General features: G+C 59.2%; 17 protein-coding genes. 15 read left to right on the top strand and 2 right to left on the bottom strand.

Annotated features, from left to right (window positions below; all coding sequences use genetic code 11):
* Positions 1-92: 92 nt before the first annotated feature.
* The 5 genes from AACU78_RS18385 (at position 93) to ispD (ending at position 5,176) form a co-directional block, all read left to right on the top strand.
* Complete coding sequence (locus AACU78_RS18385) at positions 93-1,724, top strand: CTP synthase (RefSeq protein ID WP_106577157.1); 1,632 nt, start codon at positions 93-95, stop codon at positions 1,722-1,724.
* 5 nt (positions 1,725-1,729) lie between these two features.
* Positions 1,730-2,575 carry a 3-deoxy-8-phosphooctulonate synthase gene (gene kdsA, locus AACU78_RS18380; protein WP_010212442.1) on the top strand — a complete coding sequence of 282 codons (846 nt, stop codon included), beginning with the start codon at positions 1,730-1,732 and terminating at the stop codon, positions 2,573-2,575.
* A gap of 157 nt (positions 2,576-2,732) precedes the next feature.
* Complete coding sequence (gene eno / locus AACU78_RS18375; RefSeq protein ID WP_106577156.1) at positions 2,733-4,022, top strand: phosphopyruvate hydratase; 1,290 nt, start codon at positions 2,733-2,735, stop codon at positions 4,020-4,022.
* A gap of 171 nt (positions 4,023-4,193) precedes the next feature.
* The gene (gene ftsB / locus AACU78_RS18370) at positions 4,194-4,472 is read left to right on the top strand and encodes a cell division protein FtsB (protein ID WP_017137157.1); all 279 of its coding nucleotides are present in this window, start codon (positions 4,194-4,196) and stop codon (positions 4,470-4,472) included.
* Positions 4,469-5,176: a 2-C-methyl-D-erythritol 4-phosphate cytidylyltransferase gene (ispD, locus tag AACU78_RS18365; protein ID WP_106577155.1), complete on the top strand. Its 708-nt coding sequence runs from the start codon at positions 4,469-4,471 to the stop codon at positions 5,174-5,176. Before ftsB ends, ispD begins: the two co-directional genes overlap by 4 nt.
* A 111-nt stretch (positions 5,177-5,287) precedes the next feature.
* Here the strand turns inward: ispD and AACU78_RS18360 are convergent, their stop codons facing one another.
* Positions 5,288-6,184, bottom strand: coding sequence for a LysR substrate-binding domain-containing protein (locus tag AACU78_RS18360; RefSeq protein ID WP_106577154.1), 897 nt, complete (start codon positions 6,182-6,184; stop codon positions 5,288-5,290).
* 109 nt (positions 6,185-6,293) lie between these two features.
* Here AACU78_RS18360 and AACU78_RS18355 point away from each other — a divergent pair, with 109 nt between their 5' ends.
* From AACU78_RS18355 to rpoS, 8 genes are all read left to right on the top strand, one after another.
* Positions 6,294-7,406, top strand: coding sequence for an S-(hydroxymethyl)glutathione dehydrogenase/class III alcohol dehydrogenase (locus tag AACU78_RS18355; protein ID WP_106577153.1), 1,113 nt, complete (start codon positions 6,294-6,296; stop codon positions 7,404-7,406).
* Positions 7,407-7,495: 89 nt separating this feature from the next.
* Positions 7,496-8,341 carry an S-formylglutathione hydrolase gene (fghA, locus tag AACU78_RS18350; RefSeq protein WP_106577152.1) on the top strand — a complete coding sequence of 282 codons (846 nt, stop codon included), beginning with the start codon at positions 7,496-7,498 and terminating at the stop codon, positions 8,339-8,341.
* Positions 8,342-8,395: 54 nt separating this feature from the next.
* Entirely contained in the window at positions 8,396-8,869 is a 474-nt protein-coding gene (ispF, locus tag AACU78_RS18345) for a 2-C-methyl-D-erythritol 2,4-cyclodiphosphate synthase (protein ID WP_106577151.1), read from the top strand.
* Positions 8,866-9,924 (top strand): tRNA pseudouridine(13) synthase TruD, encoded by a 1,059-nt coding sequence (gene truD / locus AACU78_RS18340; protein WP_106577150.1) that lies wholly within the window; start codon positions 8,866-8,868, stop codon positions 9,922-9,924. Before ispF ends, truD begins: the two co-directional genes overlap by 4 nt.
* Positions 9,912-10,661, top strand: coding sequence for a 5'/3'-nucleotidase SurE (surE, locus tag AACU78_RS18335; protein ID WP_106577149.1), 750 nt, complete (start codon positions 9,912-9,914; stop codon positions 10,659-10,661). The genes truD and surE overlap by 13 nt, the downstream gene beginning before the upstream one ends.
* A 41-nt stretch (positions 10,662-10,702) precedes the next feature.
* Positions 10,703-11,338, top strand: a complete 636-nt coding sequence (locus AACU78_RS18330; protein ID WP_169850588.1) for a protein-L-isoaspartate(D-aspartate) O-methyltransferase — start codon at positions 10,703-10,705, stop codon at positions 11,336-11,338.
* Between the two features lie 209 nt (positions 11,339-11,547).
* Positions 11,548-12,384, top strand: coding sequence for a peptidoglycan DD-metalloendopeptidase family protein (locus tag AACU78_RS18325; RefSeq protein ID WP_106577148.1), 837 nt, complete (start codon positions 11,548-11,550; stop codon positions 12,382-12,384).
* Positions 12,385-12,490: 106 nt separating this feature from the next.
* Positions 12,491-13,501, top strand: coding sequence for an RNA polymerase sigma factor RpoS (rpoS, locus tag AACU78_RS18320; protein WP_016974430.1), 1,011 nt, complete (start codon positions 12,491-12,493; stop codon positions 13,499-13,501).
* A 233-nt stretch (positions 13,502-13,734) separates the two neighbouring features.
* On the opposite strand, the gene AACU78_RS18315 is transcribed toward rpoS, so the two are convergent.
* Entirely contained in the window at positions 13,735-13,944 is a 210-nt protein-coding gene (locus AACU78_RS18315; RefSeq protein ID WP_002554837.1) for a cold-shock protein, read from the bottom strand.
* Positions 13,945-14,333: 389 nt separating this feature from the next.
* Here AACU78_RS18315 and dcd point away from each other — a divergent pair, with 389 nt between their 5' ends.
* Together dcd and AACU78_RS18305 are read left to right on the top strand one after the other, a co-directional pair.
* Positions 14,334-14,900 (top strand): dCTP deaminase, encoded by a 567-nt coding sequence (gene dcd / locus AACU78_RS18310; RefSeq protein ID WP_106577147.1) that lies wholly within the window; start codon positions 14,334-14,336, stop codon positions 14,898-14,900.
* A 107-nt stretch (positions 14,901-15,007) separates the two neighbouring features.
* Positions 15,008-15,208, top strand: a complete 201-nt coding sequence (locus AACU78_RS18305; protein WP_106577146.1) for a hypothetical protein — start codon at positions 15,008-15,010, stop codon at positions 15,206-15,208.
* The last annotated feature ends 28 nt before the right edge of the window (positions 15,209-15,236 follow it).

The following is a 15,236-nucleotide window of genomic DNA, read 5'->3' as shown; positions in this document are numbered from 1 at the left end:
ACTGTGATTAATGCAGGTGATCGGGGGCTTCGGCCTTCCTTCGCTTTCCCCGGCGGCTCGGACCGCTTTAACGCAGACTTCTAGGGTTTTTCATGACGCGCTACATATTCGTCACGGGCGGTGTTGTTTCTTCATTGGGGAAAGGCATTGCCTCCGCTTCATTGGCGGCCATCCTGGAGGCGCGGGGACTTAAGGTCACCATGCTCAAGCTGGACCCGTACATCAACGTTGACCCGGGCACCATGAGCCCGTTCCAGCACGGTGAAGTGTTCGTCACGCACGACGGCGCCGAGACCGACCTGGACCTGGGCCACTACGAGCGGTTCATCCGCACGACCATGACCCAGAACAACAACTTCACCACTGGCCGTGTCTACGAGCACGTGCTGCGCAAGGAGCGCCGTGGTGACTACCTGGGTGCAACCATCCAGGTGATCCCGCACATCACCGACGAAATCAAGCGCCGCATCATCAAGGGTGCAGGCGATGCCGACGTGGCGATGGTCGAGATCGGTGGCACCGTGGGTGACATCGAATCCCAGCCGTTCCTCGAAGCCATCCGCCAGCTGCGTTTCGAAGTCGGCGCCAAGCGCGCGATGCTGATGCACCTGACGCTGGTGCCGTACATCGCCACCGCCGGCGAAACCAAAACCAAGCCTACCCAGCACTCGGTCAAGGAACTGCGTTCCATCGGCCTGCAGCCGGACGTGCTGGTATGCCGCTCCGATCACCCGATCGACATTTCCTCGCGTCGCAAGATTGCGCAGTTCACCAACGTTGAAGAGCGTGCGGTGATTGCCCTGGAAGACGCCGACACCATCTACAAGATCCCGGGCATCCTGCACTCCCAAGGCCTGGATGATTTTGTGGTCGAGCGTTTCGGCCTGCAGTGCAACGGCGCGGACCTGTCCGAGTGGGAAGCTGTGGTGGATGCCAAGCTCAACCCTGAGCATGAAGTCACCATCGCCATGGTCGGCAAGTACATGGAGCTGCTGGACGCGTACAAGTCGCTGATCGAAGCGATGAGCCACGCCGGTATCAGCAACCGTACCAAGGTCAACCTGCGCTACATCGATTCCGAAGACATCGAGAACCAGGGCACTGCCTTGCTCGAAGGTGTTGATGCGATTCTCGTACCGGGCGGTTTCGGCCTGCGTGGCGTGGAAGGCAAAATCACTGCGGTTCAGTACGCTCGTGAAAACAAAGTGCCGTACCTGGGTATCTGCCTGGGCATGCAAGTGGCCGTTATCGAGTTCGCCCGTAACGTGCTGGGCTGGAAAGACGCCAACTCCACCGAGTTCGATCACACCAGCGGCCACCCGGTCGTGGGCCTGATTACCGAGTGGGAAGATGCCACCGGCGCCGTTGAAACCCGTACCGAAAGCTCCGACCTGGGCGGCACCATGCGCCTTGGCGCGCAAGACTGCCTGCTGGAGCCGGGCTCGCTGGTTCACGATTGCTATGGCAAGGACGTGATCGTCGAGCGTCACCGTCACCGCTACGAAGTGAACAACAACCTGCTGCCGCAGATCAAAGAAGCCGGCCTGAAAATCTCCGGTCGCTCTGGCGATGGCAAGTTGGTTGAAGTGGTCGAGGCGCCGGATCATCCGTGGTTCGTGGCCTGCCAGTTCCACCCTGAGTTCACCTCGACCCCGCGCGACGGTCACCCGTTGTTCAGCGGTTTCGTTAAAGCAGCACTGACGCAACATCAGAAGAAGGCGTGAACCTGATGGCCCAGAAGATCATTCGCGTAGGCGACATCGAGATTGCCAACGACAAGCCCATGGTGCTGTTCGGCGGCATGAACGTGCTGGAAAGCCGCGACATGGCGATGCAGGTCTGTGAAGAGTACGTGAAGGTGACCGAGAAACTCGGTATCCCTTACGTGTTCAAGGCCAGCTTCGACAAGGCCAACCGTTCGTCCGTGACCTCCTATCGCGGCCCGGGCCTTGAAGAAGGCATGCGGATCTTCCAGGACATCAAGCAAGCCTTCGGCGTGCCGATCATCACCGACGTCCACGAGCCGGAACAAGCGGCCGTGGTCGCCGAGGTGTGCGACATCATCCAGTTGCCGGCCTTCCTGTCGCGCCAGACCGACCTCGTGGTCGCCATGGCCAAGACCGGCGCTGTGATCAATATCAAGAAAGCCCAGTTTCTCGCGCCCCAGGAAATGAAACACATCCTGAACAAGTGCGTGGAAGCGGGTAACGACCAGTTGATTCTCTGCGAGCGTGGTTCGAGCTTCGGCTACAACAACCTCGTGGTGGACATGCTCGGTTTCGGCATCATGAAACAGTTCGAATACCCGGTGTTCTTCGACGTGACCCACGCGTTGCAAATGCCCGGTGGTCGCGCCGATTCCGCCGGTGGGCGCCGTGCCCAGGTGCTGGACCTGGCCAAGGCGGGCATCAGCCAGTCGCTGGCGGGCCTGTTCCTGGAAGCCCACCCGGACCCGGACAACGCCAAATGCGACGGCCCATGCGCCCTGCGCCTGGACAAGCTGGAGCCATTCCTGGCCCAGCTCAAGCAGTTGGACGAACTGGTCAAGAGTTTTCCGACGGTAGAGACCGCGTAAGCGCCATTTCTCCGGTAGACTTTCCCTCGCTTTACGCTCAGGCCTGCGGGCCTGAGCCTTGTCGCCTGCAAGCCTGCCCCGTTGTTCCACCCTTGCGGTCGGTCAAAAGATTTCCTTCAGCTGCGTCGTTTTCGTCAACTTTGGAGTGTTTACAACAATGGCAAAAATCGTCGACATCAAAGGTCGTGAAGTTCTCGACTCCCGTGGCAACCCTACCGTCGAAGCCGACGTGCTCCTCGATAACGGCATCATCGGCAGCGCCTGCGCGCCGTCCGGTGCTTCCACAGGTTCCCGCGAAGCACTGGAACTGCGTGATGGCGACAAGAGCCGTTACCTGGGCAAGGGTGTACTCAAGGCTGTAGCCAACATCAACGGCCCGATCCGTGACCTGTTGCTGGGCAAGGACCCGCTGGACCAGAAAGCCCTGGACCACGCGATGATCAAGCTCGACGGCACCGAAAACAAAGGCAGCCTGGGCGCCAACGCCATCCTCGCCGTGTCCCTGGCCGCTGCCAAGGCTGCCGCACAGGACCAGGACTTGCCGCTGTACGCACACATCGCCAACCTGAACGGCACCCCGGGTGTTTACTCGATGCCGGTGCCGATGATGAACATCATCAACGGTGGCGAGCACGCTGATAACAACGTCGACATCCAGGAATTCATGGTGCAGCCGGTTGGCGCCAAGACCTTCTCCGAAGGCCTGCGCATGGGCACCGAGATTTTCCACCATCTCAAAGCTGTCCTGAAGGCCCGTGGTCTGAGCACTGCCGTGGGTGACGAAGGTGGTTTCGCGCCGAACCTGGCGTCCAACGAAGATGCACTGAAAGTGATCTCCGAAGCCGTGGCCAATGCGGGCTACAAGCTGGGCACCGACGTGACCCTGGCCCTGGACTGCGCGGCCAGCGAGTTCTACGAGGACGGTAAATACAACCTGTCCGGCGAAGGCCACGTGTTCACCTCCGAAGGTTTTGCCGACTACCTCAAAGGCTTGACCGAGCGCTACCCGATCATCTCCATCGAAGACGGCCTGGACGAGTCCGACTGGGCTGGCTGGAAAGTCCTCACCGACAAGATCGGCGAAAAAATCCAACTGGTCGGCGACGACCTGTTCGTGACCAACACCAAGATCCTGAAAGAAGGCATCGACAAGAAGATTGCCAACTCGATCCTGATCAAGTTCAACCAGATCGGCACCCTGACCGAAACCCTGGAAGCCATCCAGATGGCCAAGGCTGCGGGCTACACCGCCGTGATCTCCCACCGCTCCGGCGAAACCGAAGACTCGACCATTGCCGACCTGGCCGTGGGCACCTCGGCTGGGCAGATCAAGACCGGTTCCCTGTGCCGTTCCGACCGCGTTTCCAAGTACAACCAATTGCTGCGTATCGAAGAGCAATTGGCAGGTAAAGCCAAGTACAACGGTCGCAGCGAGTTTCGCGGCTGATTGTTAAATGGTAAAAGGTCTGCGGATTACGTCGGAAAAATCACGACAGCGTGAATTTCGACGCTAATCTCATGGCTAACAAGCACAAGCCTGGTTCATCCAGGCTTCGTGCTATCAGTTGCTTCAAAAGTTTTGCATGGCTGTCTTTTTTTACTGGATACCCGGATTTCGATGCGCAGTCCCAATTGGTTGTTCCTCGTCTTGCTCTTGTTGCTGGCTGGCCTGCAGTACCGCCTATGGGTGGGTAATGGCAGCTTTGCGCAGGTGAAAGAGTTGACCCAGCAAATTGCCGACCAGCACGCCGAGAACGAACGTCTGCTGGAGCGCAATCGTGTCCTCGATGCTGAAGTGCTTGAGCTGAAAAAAGGTACGGAGACCGTTGAAGAACGGGCTCGTCATGAGCTGGGCATGGTGAAAGAGGGCGAAACCCTCTATCAGCTGGCCCAATGAGTAGCGTTTTACCGGCCTTCTGGGCCGTGATTCCTGCCGCGGGCGTTGGTGCCCGTATGGCTGCGGACCGCCCCAAGCAATACTTGCAATTGGGCGGGCGCACAATTCTCGAACACAGCCTCGGCTGTTTTCTCGACCATCCAGGCCTCAAGGGGCTGGTAGTCAGTTTGGCTGTCGATGATCCTTATTGGCCGAACCTGCCTTGCGCCAATGACCCACGCATCGTGCGTGCGGACGGCGGTGACGAGCGCTCGGGTTCGGTACTCAATGCGTTGCTGCAACTCAATGCGCTGGGTGCCAGCGATGATGATTGGGTGCTGGTGCATGACGCCGCGCGGCCTAACCTCAGCCGTGATGACCTCGATAACCTGTTGTTGGAACTGTCGGATGATCCTGTCGGCGGGCTGCTGGCCGTGCCCGCTCGCGACACGCTCAAGCGCGTCGACAAGCACGCACGTGTGGTTGAAACCGTCGACCGCAGCCTGATCTGGCAAGCCTACACGCCGCAGATGTTTCGCCTCGGTGCATTGCATCGAGCGTTGGCTGATAGCTTGGTGGCTGACGCCGTCATCACCGACGAAGCCTCGGCGATGGAATGGTCCGGCCAGGCGCCGCGCCTGATTGAAGGGCGTTCGGACAATATCAAGGTGACCCGGCCCGAAGACCTGGAGTGGTTGCGGCTGCGGTGGGCGAACCGCAGGTAGTCAGTTAAACCGCGTCGACTTCATCGCAGGCAAGCCAGCCCTCACGGTTGAGATGCGATTCCCAGTGGGAGCCGGGCTAGCCCGCGATGAGACCCAGGCAGGCGCCCCAAATTACTCGCTGTACTCCGGCCGCTCGGCCAACCCCTCCTTCAAGAAATCCACCAGCTTTCTGACCTTCGGCGATAAATGCCGCTGCTGTGGATACAGCGCCCACACCGCCGTGTTCGGTGGCTGATGCGCCTCCAGTAACGACACCAGCGCGCCAGTGTGCAGATGCTCCAGCACGTAATAGTCCGGCAACTGGCACAGCCCAACCCCTTGCAACGCCGCATCCAGCACCGCCTGCCCACTGTTGCAGCGCCAGTTTCCCTGCACCCGTTGGGAAAATTCTCGCCCATCCTGGGCCAGTTGCCAGATATCCGAGCTGCCGATCAGGCAGTTATGCCGACTTAATTCCGACAGACTGTGTGGCCGACCATACCGCGCCAGGTAGGAAGGTGATGCGCACAGGTACATGCGCCGCGGGGCCAGGCGACTGGCGACCATGCGCGAGTCTTGCAGGCGGCCCAGGCGGATCGCCAGGTCGAGGCCTTCATGCACCAGGTCCAGCTGGCGATTGCTCAACTCGATATCCACGCGCAATTGCGGGTAGAGCCCCATGAATCGTGTGACCAGTGGCACAATAAAACGCTCGCCGTAAGCCACCGCGCAGGTCATGCGCAACATGCCCTTGGGTTCGCTGGCGAGGTCGCCGACGGCGCGCAATGCTTCTTCGCGACCGTCCTGCAAGCGTTGGCAGTGTTGCAGGAAGGTCTGGCCGGCTTCGGTCAGCGTGACCTTGCGCGTGCTGCGATAGAGCAACCGGGTTTGCAGCCGTTCTTCCAGGCGCGCCACCTGCCGGCTGATGTGCGATGACGACACGCCAAGTCGCTCGGCCGCCGCTGTGAATTGGCTGCACTCAGCCACCGCAACAAACTCGTCGATGCCTTCCCAGCGGTTTTCCAGCATGTTGATTATCCCTGTACAGCAATAAAGTTTTGCTTTCGCTCGGATTATTAATCACTGGGCCATGTTTTACACTCAGCGCTTCAGTTTTTAATTTCCTGGAGAAACCCGGATGATCAAGTCCCGTGCCGCTGTAGCCTTCGAAGCGAAGAAGCCCCTAGAGATCGTCGAAGTCGATGTCGCCATGCCCAAGGCCGGCGAGGTGCTGCTGCGGGTGGTCGCGTCCGGCGTGTGCCATACCGACGCGTACACCTTGTCGGGCGCCGACCCGGAAGGGATCTTTCCGTCGATCCTCGGCCATGAAGGTGGCGCGGTGGTTGAAGCAATCGGCGAGGGCGTGACTTCGGTGGCCGTCGGCGACCACGTGATCCCGCTGTACACGCCGGAATGCGGCAAGTGCAAATTCTGCCTGTCGGGCAAGACCAACCTGTGCCAGGCCATTCGGTCCACGCAGGGCAAAGGCCTGATGCCGGATGGCACCACACGTTTCTCCTACAAGGGCCAGCCGATTTTCCACTACATGGGTACCTCGACGTTCTCCGAGTACACCGTGCTGCCGGAAATTTCCGTGGCAAAAATCCCTAAAGAAGCGCCGTTGGAAAAGGTCTGCCTGCTCGGCTGCGGCGTTACCACCGGCATCGGCGCGGTGATCAACACTGCCAAGGTCAAGCCGGGCGATACCGTGGCTATCTTCGGCCTCGGCGGCATTGGCCTGTCGGCCATCATCGGCGCGGTGAAAGCCAAGGCCGGTCGCATCATTGCCATCGACATCAACCCGGCCAAGTTTGAAATCGCCAGGCAATTGGGCGCCACCGACTGCATCAACCCGAAAGACTACGACCGCCCCATCCAGGATGTGATCGTCGACTTGACCGACGGCGGCGTGGACTTTTCCTTCGAGTGCATCGGCAATGTGCAACTGATGCGCGCGGCCCTGGAGTGCTGCCACAAGGGTTGGGGCGAGTCGGTGATCATTGGTGTAGCCGGTGCAGGCCAGGAAATCGCCACCCGCCCATTCCAGCTGGTGACCGGGCGCGTCTGGCGCGGTTCGGCGTTTGGCGGCGTGCGTGGCCGTTCCGAATTGCCAAGCTACGTGGAAATGGCCCAGTCCGGCGAAATCCCGCTGGACACCTTTATCACCCACACCATGGGCCTGGAAGACATCAACAAAGCGTTTGACCTGATGCATGAAGGCAAGAGCATTCGTACCGTCATTCACTTTTAAAGCAGCTGCAAGTTGCACGCTCTAGGCTGCAAAAAGGTGTATGTCTGCCTGCAGCCTGAAGTTTGCCGCTCGCCGCTGGGAGCATTCCCATGACCCTCGAAAACATCTCCTGCCAAAAGAGTTTTGGCGGCTGGCATAAACGCTACAAACACAGTTCCCACGTGCTCGGGTGCGACATGACCTTTGCCGTCTACCTGCCGCCACAGGCGGAGCAGGGCGGCAAACTGCCGGTGGTGTACTGGCTGTCCGGCTTGACCTGCACCGACGAAAACTTCATGCAAAAGGCTGGTGCTCAGCGTGTGGCCGCCGAGCTGGGGTTGATCATCGTTGCTCCGGACACCAGCCCGCGTGGGCCCGGTGTGCCGGGCGACCCTGACAACGCCTGGGATTTTGGCCTGGGGGCCGGCTTCTACCTGAATGCCACGCAGGAACCTTGGGCCAAGCACTATCGGATGCATGACTACGTGGTGCAGGAATTGCCTGCGTTGGTTGAAGCGCATTTCCCTGCATCGGCAAAGCGCGGCATCAGCGGCCACTCCATGGGCGGCCACGGTGCGTTGGTGTGTGCCTTGCGCAACCCTGGGCGCTACCAATCAGTGTCGGCATTTTCGCCGATCAATAACCCGATGGATTGCCCATGGGGCCAGAAGGCCTTCTCGCGTTATTTGGGTGATGAACGCTCTAAATGGCGTGAATGGGACGCCTGCGCGCTGATCAGCGAGGCCACGCAAAAGCTGCCATTGCTGGTGGATCAGGGCGACCGCGACGATTTCCTCGCCGTGCAGCTCAAGCCCGAAGCCCTGCAGCAAGCGGCCAAGGCGGCCAACCATCCGCTCGAACTGCGCCTGCAACCCGGCTACGACCACAGCTACTTCTTTATCGCCAGCTTCATCGAAGATCATTTGCGACATCATGGGCGTGCTTTGCTCGGTTAATGTGAGGCAAAAGTAGGTAGAATCACGCCCTGAATTAAATCGGGGCGTTTTTTTATGCGTATTGGCCACGGCTACGATGTGCACCGTTTCGCTGAAGGCGATTTCATCACCTTGGGCGGCGTGCGCATTGCACACCACCATGGGTTGCTCGCTCATTCCGACGGCGACGTTGTATTGCACGCCTTGAGCGATGCCCTGCTCGGCGCAGCGGCGTTGGGCGATATCGGCAAGCACTTTCCAGACACCGACCCAACCTTCAAGGGTGCGGACAGCCGCGTCTTGCTGCGCCATGTGGTCGGCCTGATCCACGCCAAGGGCTGGAAGGTCGGGAATGTCGACAACACCATCGTCGCCCAGGCGCCGAAAATGGCCCCGCATATCGAATCGATGCGCGCAATGATTGCCGCGGATCTGCAAATTGAATTGGATCAAGTCAACGTGAAAGCCACCACCACCGAAAAACTCGGGTTTACCGGACGGGAAGAGGGCATCGCGGTGCACTCCGTTGCCTTGTTGCTGCGCGCATGAATGACTTGCAACTGTTGGGCCCGCGGGCCTACGGCGAGGCTTTGGGCAGCGCCGTATTAAAAGCGACGGCTGAAGATTTCCAGGTAGACGAAGTGCTGGATATTCCGCTGACCGGCGACGGCGAGCACCTGTGGCTGTGGGTCGAAAAACGCGGTTTGAATACCGAAGAAGCCGCGCGGCGCATTGCCAAGGCCGCCGGCGTGCCGCTGCGCACCGTCAGCTATGCCGGGCTCAAGGATCGCCAGGCGTTGACGCGCCAGTGGTTCAGCGTGCAACTGCCGGGCAAGGCCGACCCGGACATGAGCGGTGCGCAGAACGACACCCTCAAAATCCTCAAGATCGTCCGTCATAAACGCAAGCTGCAGCGGGGTGCGCATTCGGCCAACGGCTTTACCCTGCGCCTGACCCAATTGGCTGGCGACACCGCCGCCATCGACGCGCGTTTGCAGCAGATTGCCCAGCACGGCATCCCCAATTACTTCGGTGCCCAGCGCTTCGGCCACAACGGCGGCAACGTGGCGGACGCGCGTGAATGGGCGGCCCGCAAGGCCCTGCCGGAGCAGCGCAATGTGCGCTCGCGGCTGCTGTCTACCGCGCGTAGTTTTCTCTTCAATAAAGTCCTGGCAGCACGTGTGGCAGACGGGTCCTGGCAGCGCGCCCAGGTCGGCGATTTGCTGGCGTTTACTGACAGCCGCAGTTTTTTCCCGGCGGGGGAGGCTGAATGCAGCGACCCGCGCCTGGCGATTCTGGACCTGCACCCGACAGGGCCGCAGTGGGGCGAAGGCAATTCGCCGGCGTCGGGGGCGACCTTCGCGCTGGAACAGGCAATCGCCGACGGTGAAGCCGACCTGCGCGATTGGCTGGTCAATGCCGGCATGAGCCAGGAGCGTCGCATTCTGCGACTGCCCATTGGCGGGTTGACGTGGCATTATCCCTCGCTGGACATTCTGCAACTGGAATTCGTCCTGCCGGCCGGATGCTTCGCCACTGTCTTGGTGCGCGAGCTTGTTGATCTGGTGCCGGTGGGGCAGACGGACAGCCCATGCGTATTCTGATATCAAACGATGACGGTGCCACCGCACCCGGCCTTGCCGCGCTTTATGCTGCGCTGGAAGACTACGCCGAGTGTGTGGTGGTTGCCCCGGACCAGGACAAGAGCGGCGCCAGCAGTTCGCTGACGCTCGACCGTCCGTTGCACCCGCAGGTTCTGGCCAATGGCTTTATCAGCGTGAACGGTACCCCCACCGATTGCGTGCACCTGGCGATCAACAGCTTGTTGGAGCAGGAGCCGGACCTGGTGGTGTCGGGCATCAACCTGGGCGCCAACCTGGGCGATGACGTGCTGTATTCGGGTACGGTGGCGGCTGCGCTTGAAGGGCGTTTCCTGGGCCGCACCTCGTTCGCCTTTTCCTTTGCCTCGCGGCAGTTGGACAACCTGGCGACGGCGGCGTATTTCGCCCGCAAGCTGGTGGAGGCCCACGGATCACTGGACCTGCCGCCGCGCACAGTACTCAACGTCAACATCCCTAATTTGCCCCCCGACCATATTCGCGGCATCCAACTGACGCGCCTGGGCCATCGCGCCCGTGCGGCGGCGCCTCTGAAAGTGGTCGATCCGCGCGGCAAAGAAGGTTATTGGATTGCGGCGGCCGGCGACGCCGAGGACGGTGGCCCGGGCACAGACTTTCATGCGGTGATGCAAGGTTATGTATCGATTACCCCGTTGCAGCTTGATCGCACCTTCAGTGATGCCTTCAGTAGTCTCGATGGCTGGCTCGAGGGGCTGCGTTGATGGCGCGTGAACAAGACGACCTGCTGCGCCGTGGCATCGGGATGACCTCGCAGCGTACGCGCGAGCGTTTGATCCAGCGCCTGTACGAAGAAGGGCTGTCGAACGCCCAGGTGCTGGAAGTCATCCGGCGCACACCACGCCACCTGTTTGTCGACGAAGCCCTGGCGCATCGGGCCTATGAAGACACCGCGTTGCCCATCGGCCACAACCAGACCATTTCGCAGCCTTATATGGTCGCGCGCATGAGTGAGCTGTTGCTGGCGGCGGGGCCGTTGGACAAAGTGCTGGAGATCGGCACCGGTTCGGGTTACCAGACCGCCGTGCTGTCGCAATTGGTGGAGCGGGTGTTCTCGGTGGAGCGCATCAAGGTCCTGCAGGACCGCGCCAAGGAGCGCCTGGTGGAACTCAACCTGCGTAACGTGGTGTTTCGCTGGGGCGATGGCTGGGAAGGCTGGCCGGCGCTGGCGCCGTACAACGGCATCATCGTTACCGCCGTTGCTACCGATGTACCGCAGGCCTTGCTGGATCAACTGGCACCTGGCGGGCGATTGGTTATCCCGGTGGGTTCCGGCGAAGTGCAACAATTGATGCTCATTATCCGGGAAGACGAAGGCTTTTCCCGGCATGTACTGGGCGCCGTGCGCTTTGTACCGTTGCTCAATGGCCCGCTGGCCTGATCATTTATTCGCAAACAGTGAATTCTGTGGGTGGGGATGTGTCTTACAGCGGGGCTCATAGAGTCAACATGATGGGAAACCGGGTTTAAACATGATGAATTTTTCGTTTCAGTCGTGTGCCGGTAAAAATCCAATGCCCAGTTATACTTGCGTCATATTTCAAGCCTGATACAGGCGTTCATGTTCAGCCACCACAAAGGGAGCGGCGGGTGAGTCTCACAGGTCCTGCGCAGCGTATGAGTAAAACAAGCTTTCAGCGACTGGTGCTTGGCCTTGTCTTGAGTTCCTTATTGGCGGCCTGTTCGAGCACGCCATCCAGCGGTGCGCGGGTGGTTGACCGCAATAATGCAGTGCCGCAAAAACCGACGGTCACCACCGGTCAGTATGTAGTGCGAAAGGGGGACACGATGTTCTCGATCGCCTTCCGTTACGGTTGGGATTACAAGGCGCTCGCAGCTCGTAACAATATTCCTGTGCCATACACGATACATCCAGGTCAGACCATTCGTTTCGATGGACGCACCGGTTCAACGCCTACGACAGTTGTGACAAATTCCGGATCTTCGCCCTCGTCTTCGAGCAAAACCACGATCATCACCCGGCCTGCAGGCACCGCCGCGCCTACGGTTGCGAGCAAACCAGCGCCTGCGCCTCTGCCGCCCGCAGGGCCTGCTCCGACCGGTTGGGGATGGCCTTCAAACGGGGTATTGATTGGAAAATTCTCTTCAAACGGTAGTTTGAATAAAGGCATTGATATCGCCGGGGATTTGGGACAGCCTGTTTTAGCTGCGTCTGATGGGACAGTGGTGTACGCCGGGAGTGGTTTGCGGGGCTACGGCGAACTGGTCATCATCAAACACAGCGATACCTACGTCAGTGCTTACGGTCACAACCGCAGGCTGTTGGTTCGGGAGGGGCAGCAAGTCAAAGTCGGACAGACAATTGCCGAAATGGGGTCAACTGGTACAGACCGGGTGAAACTGCACTTTGAGATTCGCCGCCAAGGGAAACCTGTAGATCCGCTGCAATTCCTACCCCGTCGTTGATGTGTTGCACAGCCTGTTCCCTCACGTAGAAGGAACAGGCTCCAGCGTTGCCAAGGATAGAGGCGTCGCTTGAGCTTGAGGTCGAACTCACCAAAGGACTATAACAATGGCTCTCAGTAAAGAAGCGCCGGAGTTTGACATCGACGATGAGGTTCTCCTTGAAATGGAGATACTCACCGAAAAGGAATCGATGTCGAATGATGAAGGGTCTGCTACACCTTCAGTTCGCACCAAATCCAAGAACTCCACCGCGTTGAAGCAACACAAGTACATTGACTACACGCGGGCGCTCGACGCAACGCAGCTGTACCTCAATGAAATCGGCTTTTCCCCTCTGCTCACTCCCGAAGAAGAAGTCCATTTTGCGCGCTTGTCGCAAAAAGGCGATCCGGCTGGGCGCAAACGCATGATTGAAAGTAACTTGCGCCTGGTGGTGAAAATCGCCCGACGCTACGTCAATCGTGGGCTGTCGCTGCTGGACCTGATCGAGGAGGGCAACCTGGGCTTGATCCGGGCGGTGGAGAAGTTCGACCCTGAGCGGGGCTTCCGCTTTTCGACCTATGCCACCTGGTGGATTCGTCAGACCATCGAACGGGCGATCATGAATCAAACCCGTACGATCCGGTTGCCGATCCATGTGGTCAAGGAGCTCAACGTCTACCTGCGGGCGGCGCGTGAGCTGACACAAAAACTCGATCATGAACCTTCGCCTGAAGAAATCGCCAACCTGCTGGAAAAGCCGGTAGGCGAGGTTAAGCGCATGCTCGGCCTGAACGAGCGCGTGTCTTCGGTCGATGTCTCGCTGGGTCCGGATTCGGATAAAACCCTGCTGGACACCCTGACGGATGATCGTCCGACGGATCCTTGCGAACTGTTGCAGGACGATGATCTTTCCCAAAGCATTGACCAGTGGCTGTCTGAGCTCACGGACAAGCAGCGTGAAGTGGTGATTCGCCGCTTCGGCCTGCGCGGCCATGAGAGCAGTACCCTGGAGGACGTAGGCCTGGAGATCGGTTTGACCCGTGAGCGGGTGCGGCAGATCCAGGTAGAGGGCCTCAAGCGCTTGCGTGAGATCCTGGAGAAGAATGGCTTGTCCAGTGAGTCGTTGTTCCAGTAACAACGCTGTATGAACTGTGGGAGCAGGCTTGTGTGGGAGCTGGCTTGCCAGCGATAGCATCGTCTCGGTGTAACTGATACACCGAGGCGTCAGCATCGCAGGCAAGCCAGCTCCCACATCAGTAGGCTCCCACATTTTTTTGTGTCCGGGATTCCGGTGGCGTTGCGCCAAATCCCAGGCATAAAAAAACCCCGCTTTTGAGGGCGGGGTTTTTTCGACTAAGTCAGTACAAGTTAGATAACTTGAACTTCTTCAGCTTGCATGCCTTTCTGACCGCGGGTAGCGATGAAAGAAACCTGTTGGCCTTCTTTCAGGCTTTTGAAGCCGTCGGATTGGATAGCTTTGAAGTGAACGAACAGGTCGTCACCGGATTGTGGAGTGATGAAGCCGAAGCCTTTTTCATCGTTGAACCACTTAACGGTACCAGTTTGGCGATTAGACATGGTGTATCTCCTTGGACAAAGTTAACTGCGACTCAGGAAAAGCCCTGGCCGAGACTGAGTGCAAAGAGCAGGAAAAATTCTTGGAGATGGTTGGATCGAAATTCAACATATCGTGTAGAGATTCTCAGTGACACAAGCAGCACAGTGGCGCCACCTTAACCCTTTTTCCGGAACGTGCCAATGGTATTTCCGAAGGTTTCTCTATTTTCGTGACTGGCGGTGGTATTTACAGTCACAAGGGACCGCACTATAAGCCCCGGCCCCATTGGCTGCGGCTTGCAGCAGCCGGTGCATTCATCAAGAAAAGCCCCGCGCCCTTTGAACCCCGAAGCCGGCCCCGGTAAGATGCCCAACAGAATTTTTCCACCTCGCTATTCAGGACACCCGCCATGAGCATCAAATCGGACAAGTGGATTCGCCGCATGGCGCAAGAGCACGGCATGATCGAACCGTTCGTTGAACGCCAGATCCGTGGCGCAGGCGACGCTCCGGTGATTTCGTACGGTGTTTCCAGCTATGGCTACGACGTGCGTTGCGCCGACGAATTCAAGGTGTTCACCAATATCAACTCGGCGATCGTCGACCCGAAGAATTTCGACGAAAAGAGCTTCGTCGACGTCAAGAGCGACGTGTGCATCATCCCGCCCAACTCCTTCGCCCTGGCGCGCACCGTGGAGTTTTTCCGCATCCCGCGTGACGTGCTGACCATTTGCTTGGGCAAAAGCACCTACGCGCGCTGCGGCATCATCGTCAACGTGACGCCGCTTGAGCCCGAGTGGGAAGGTCACGTGACCCTGGAGTTCTCCAACACCACCACGTTGCCGGCGAAGATCTACGCCAATGAAGGCGTGGCACAGATGCTGTTCCTGCAGTCCGACGAGGCCTGTGAAGTGTCCTACAAGGACCGCGCCGGCAAGTATCAGGGCCAGCGTGGCGTCACACTCCCACGCGCTTGATCGAAAGGTCTTACACGTTAAGGGAATTAGTCTGCGGGAAGTGACTCTATTGGGTGTACTGCCTCGGTGCGTGCAAAACGCGCCGAGCCACGCTTGAGGAGTACTTTATGAAGATCGACCCGCGAATCAGCGCCGAACTCGCCCGGCTTGAACCCAACCAAATTGGTGTTCTGGCCTGGTCCCTGATGGCCGACCCTGCGTATGCGGGCGGCATCCCTGGTCAACCTGATCAAGATTGGCCGCAACCGCCCACCGAGCCTGGTGAACCGACGCTGCCGGATGAGCCGCCACCCGCGCCTGTCGCCTGATCGTTCAGGGCAAAAGACATGGCCGGTT

It is taken from the genome of Pseudomonas sp. R9.37, assembly GCF_963878885.1.
Lineage (GTDB): Bacteria > Pseudomonadota > Gammaproteobacteria > Pseudomonadales > Pseudomonadaceae > Aquipseudomonas.
This window is presented reverse-complemented; position numbering and strand designations above follow the sequence as displayed.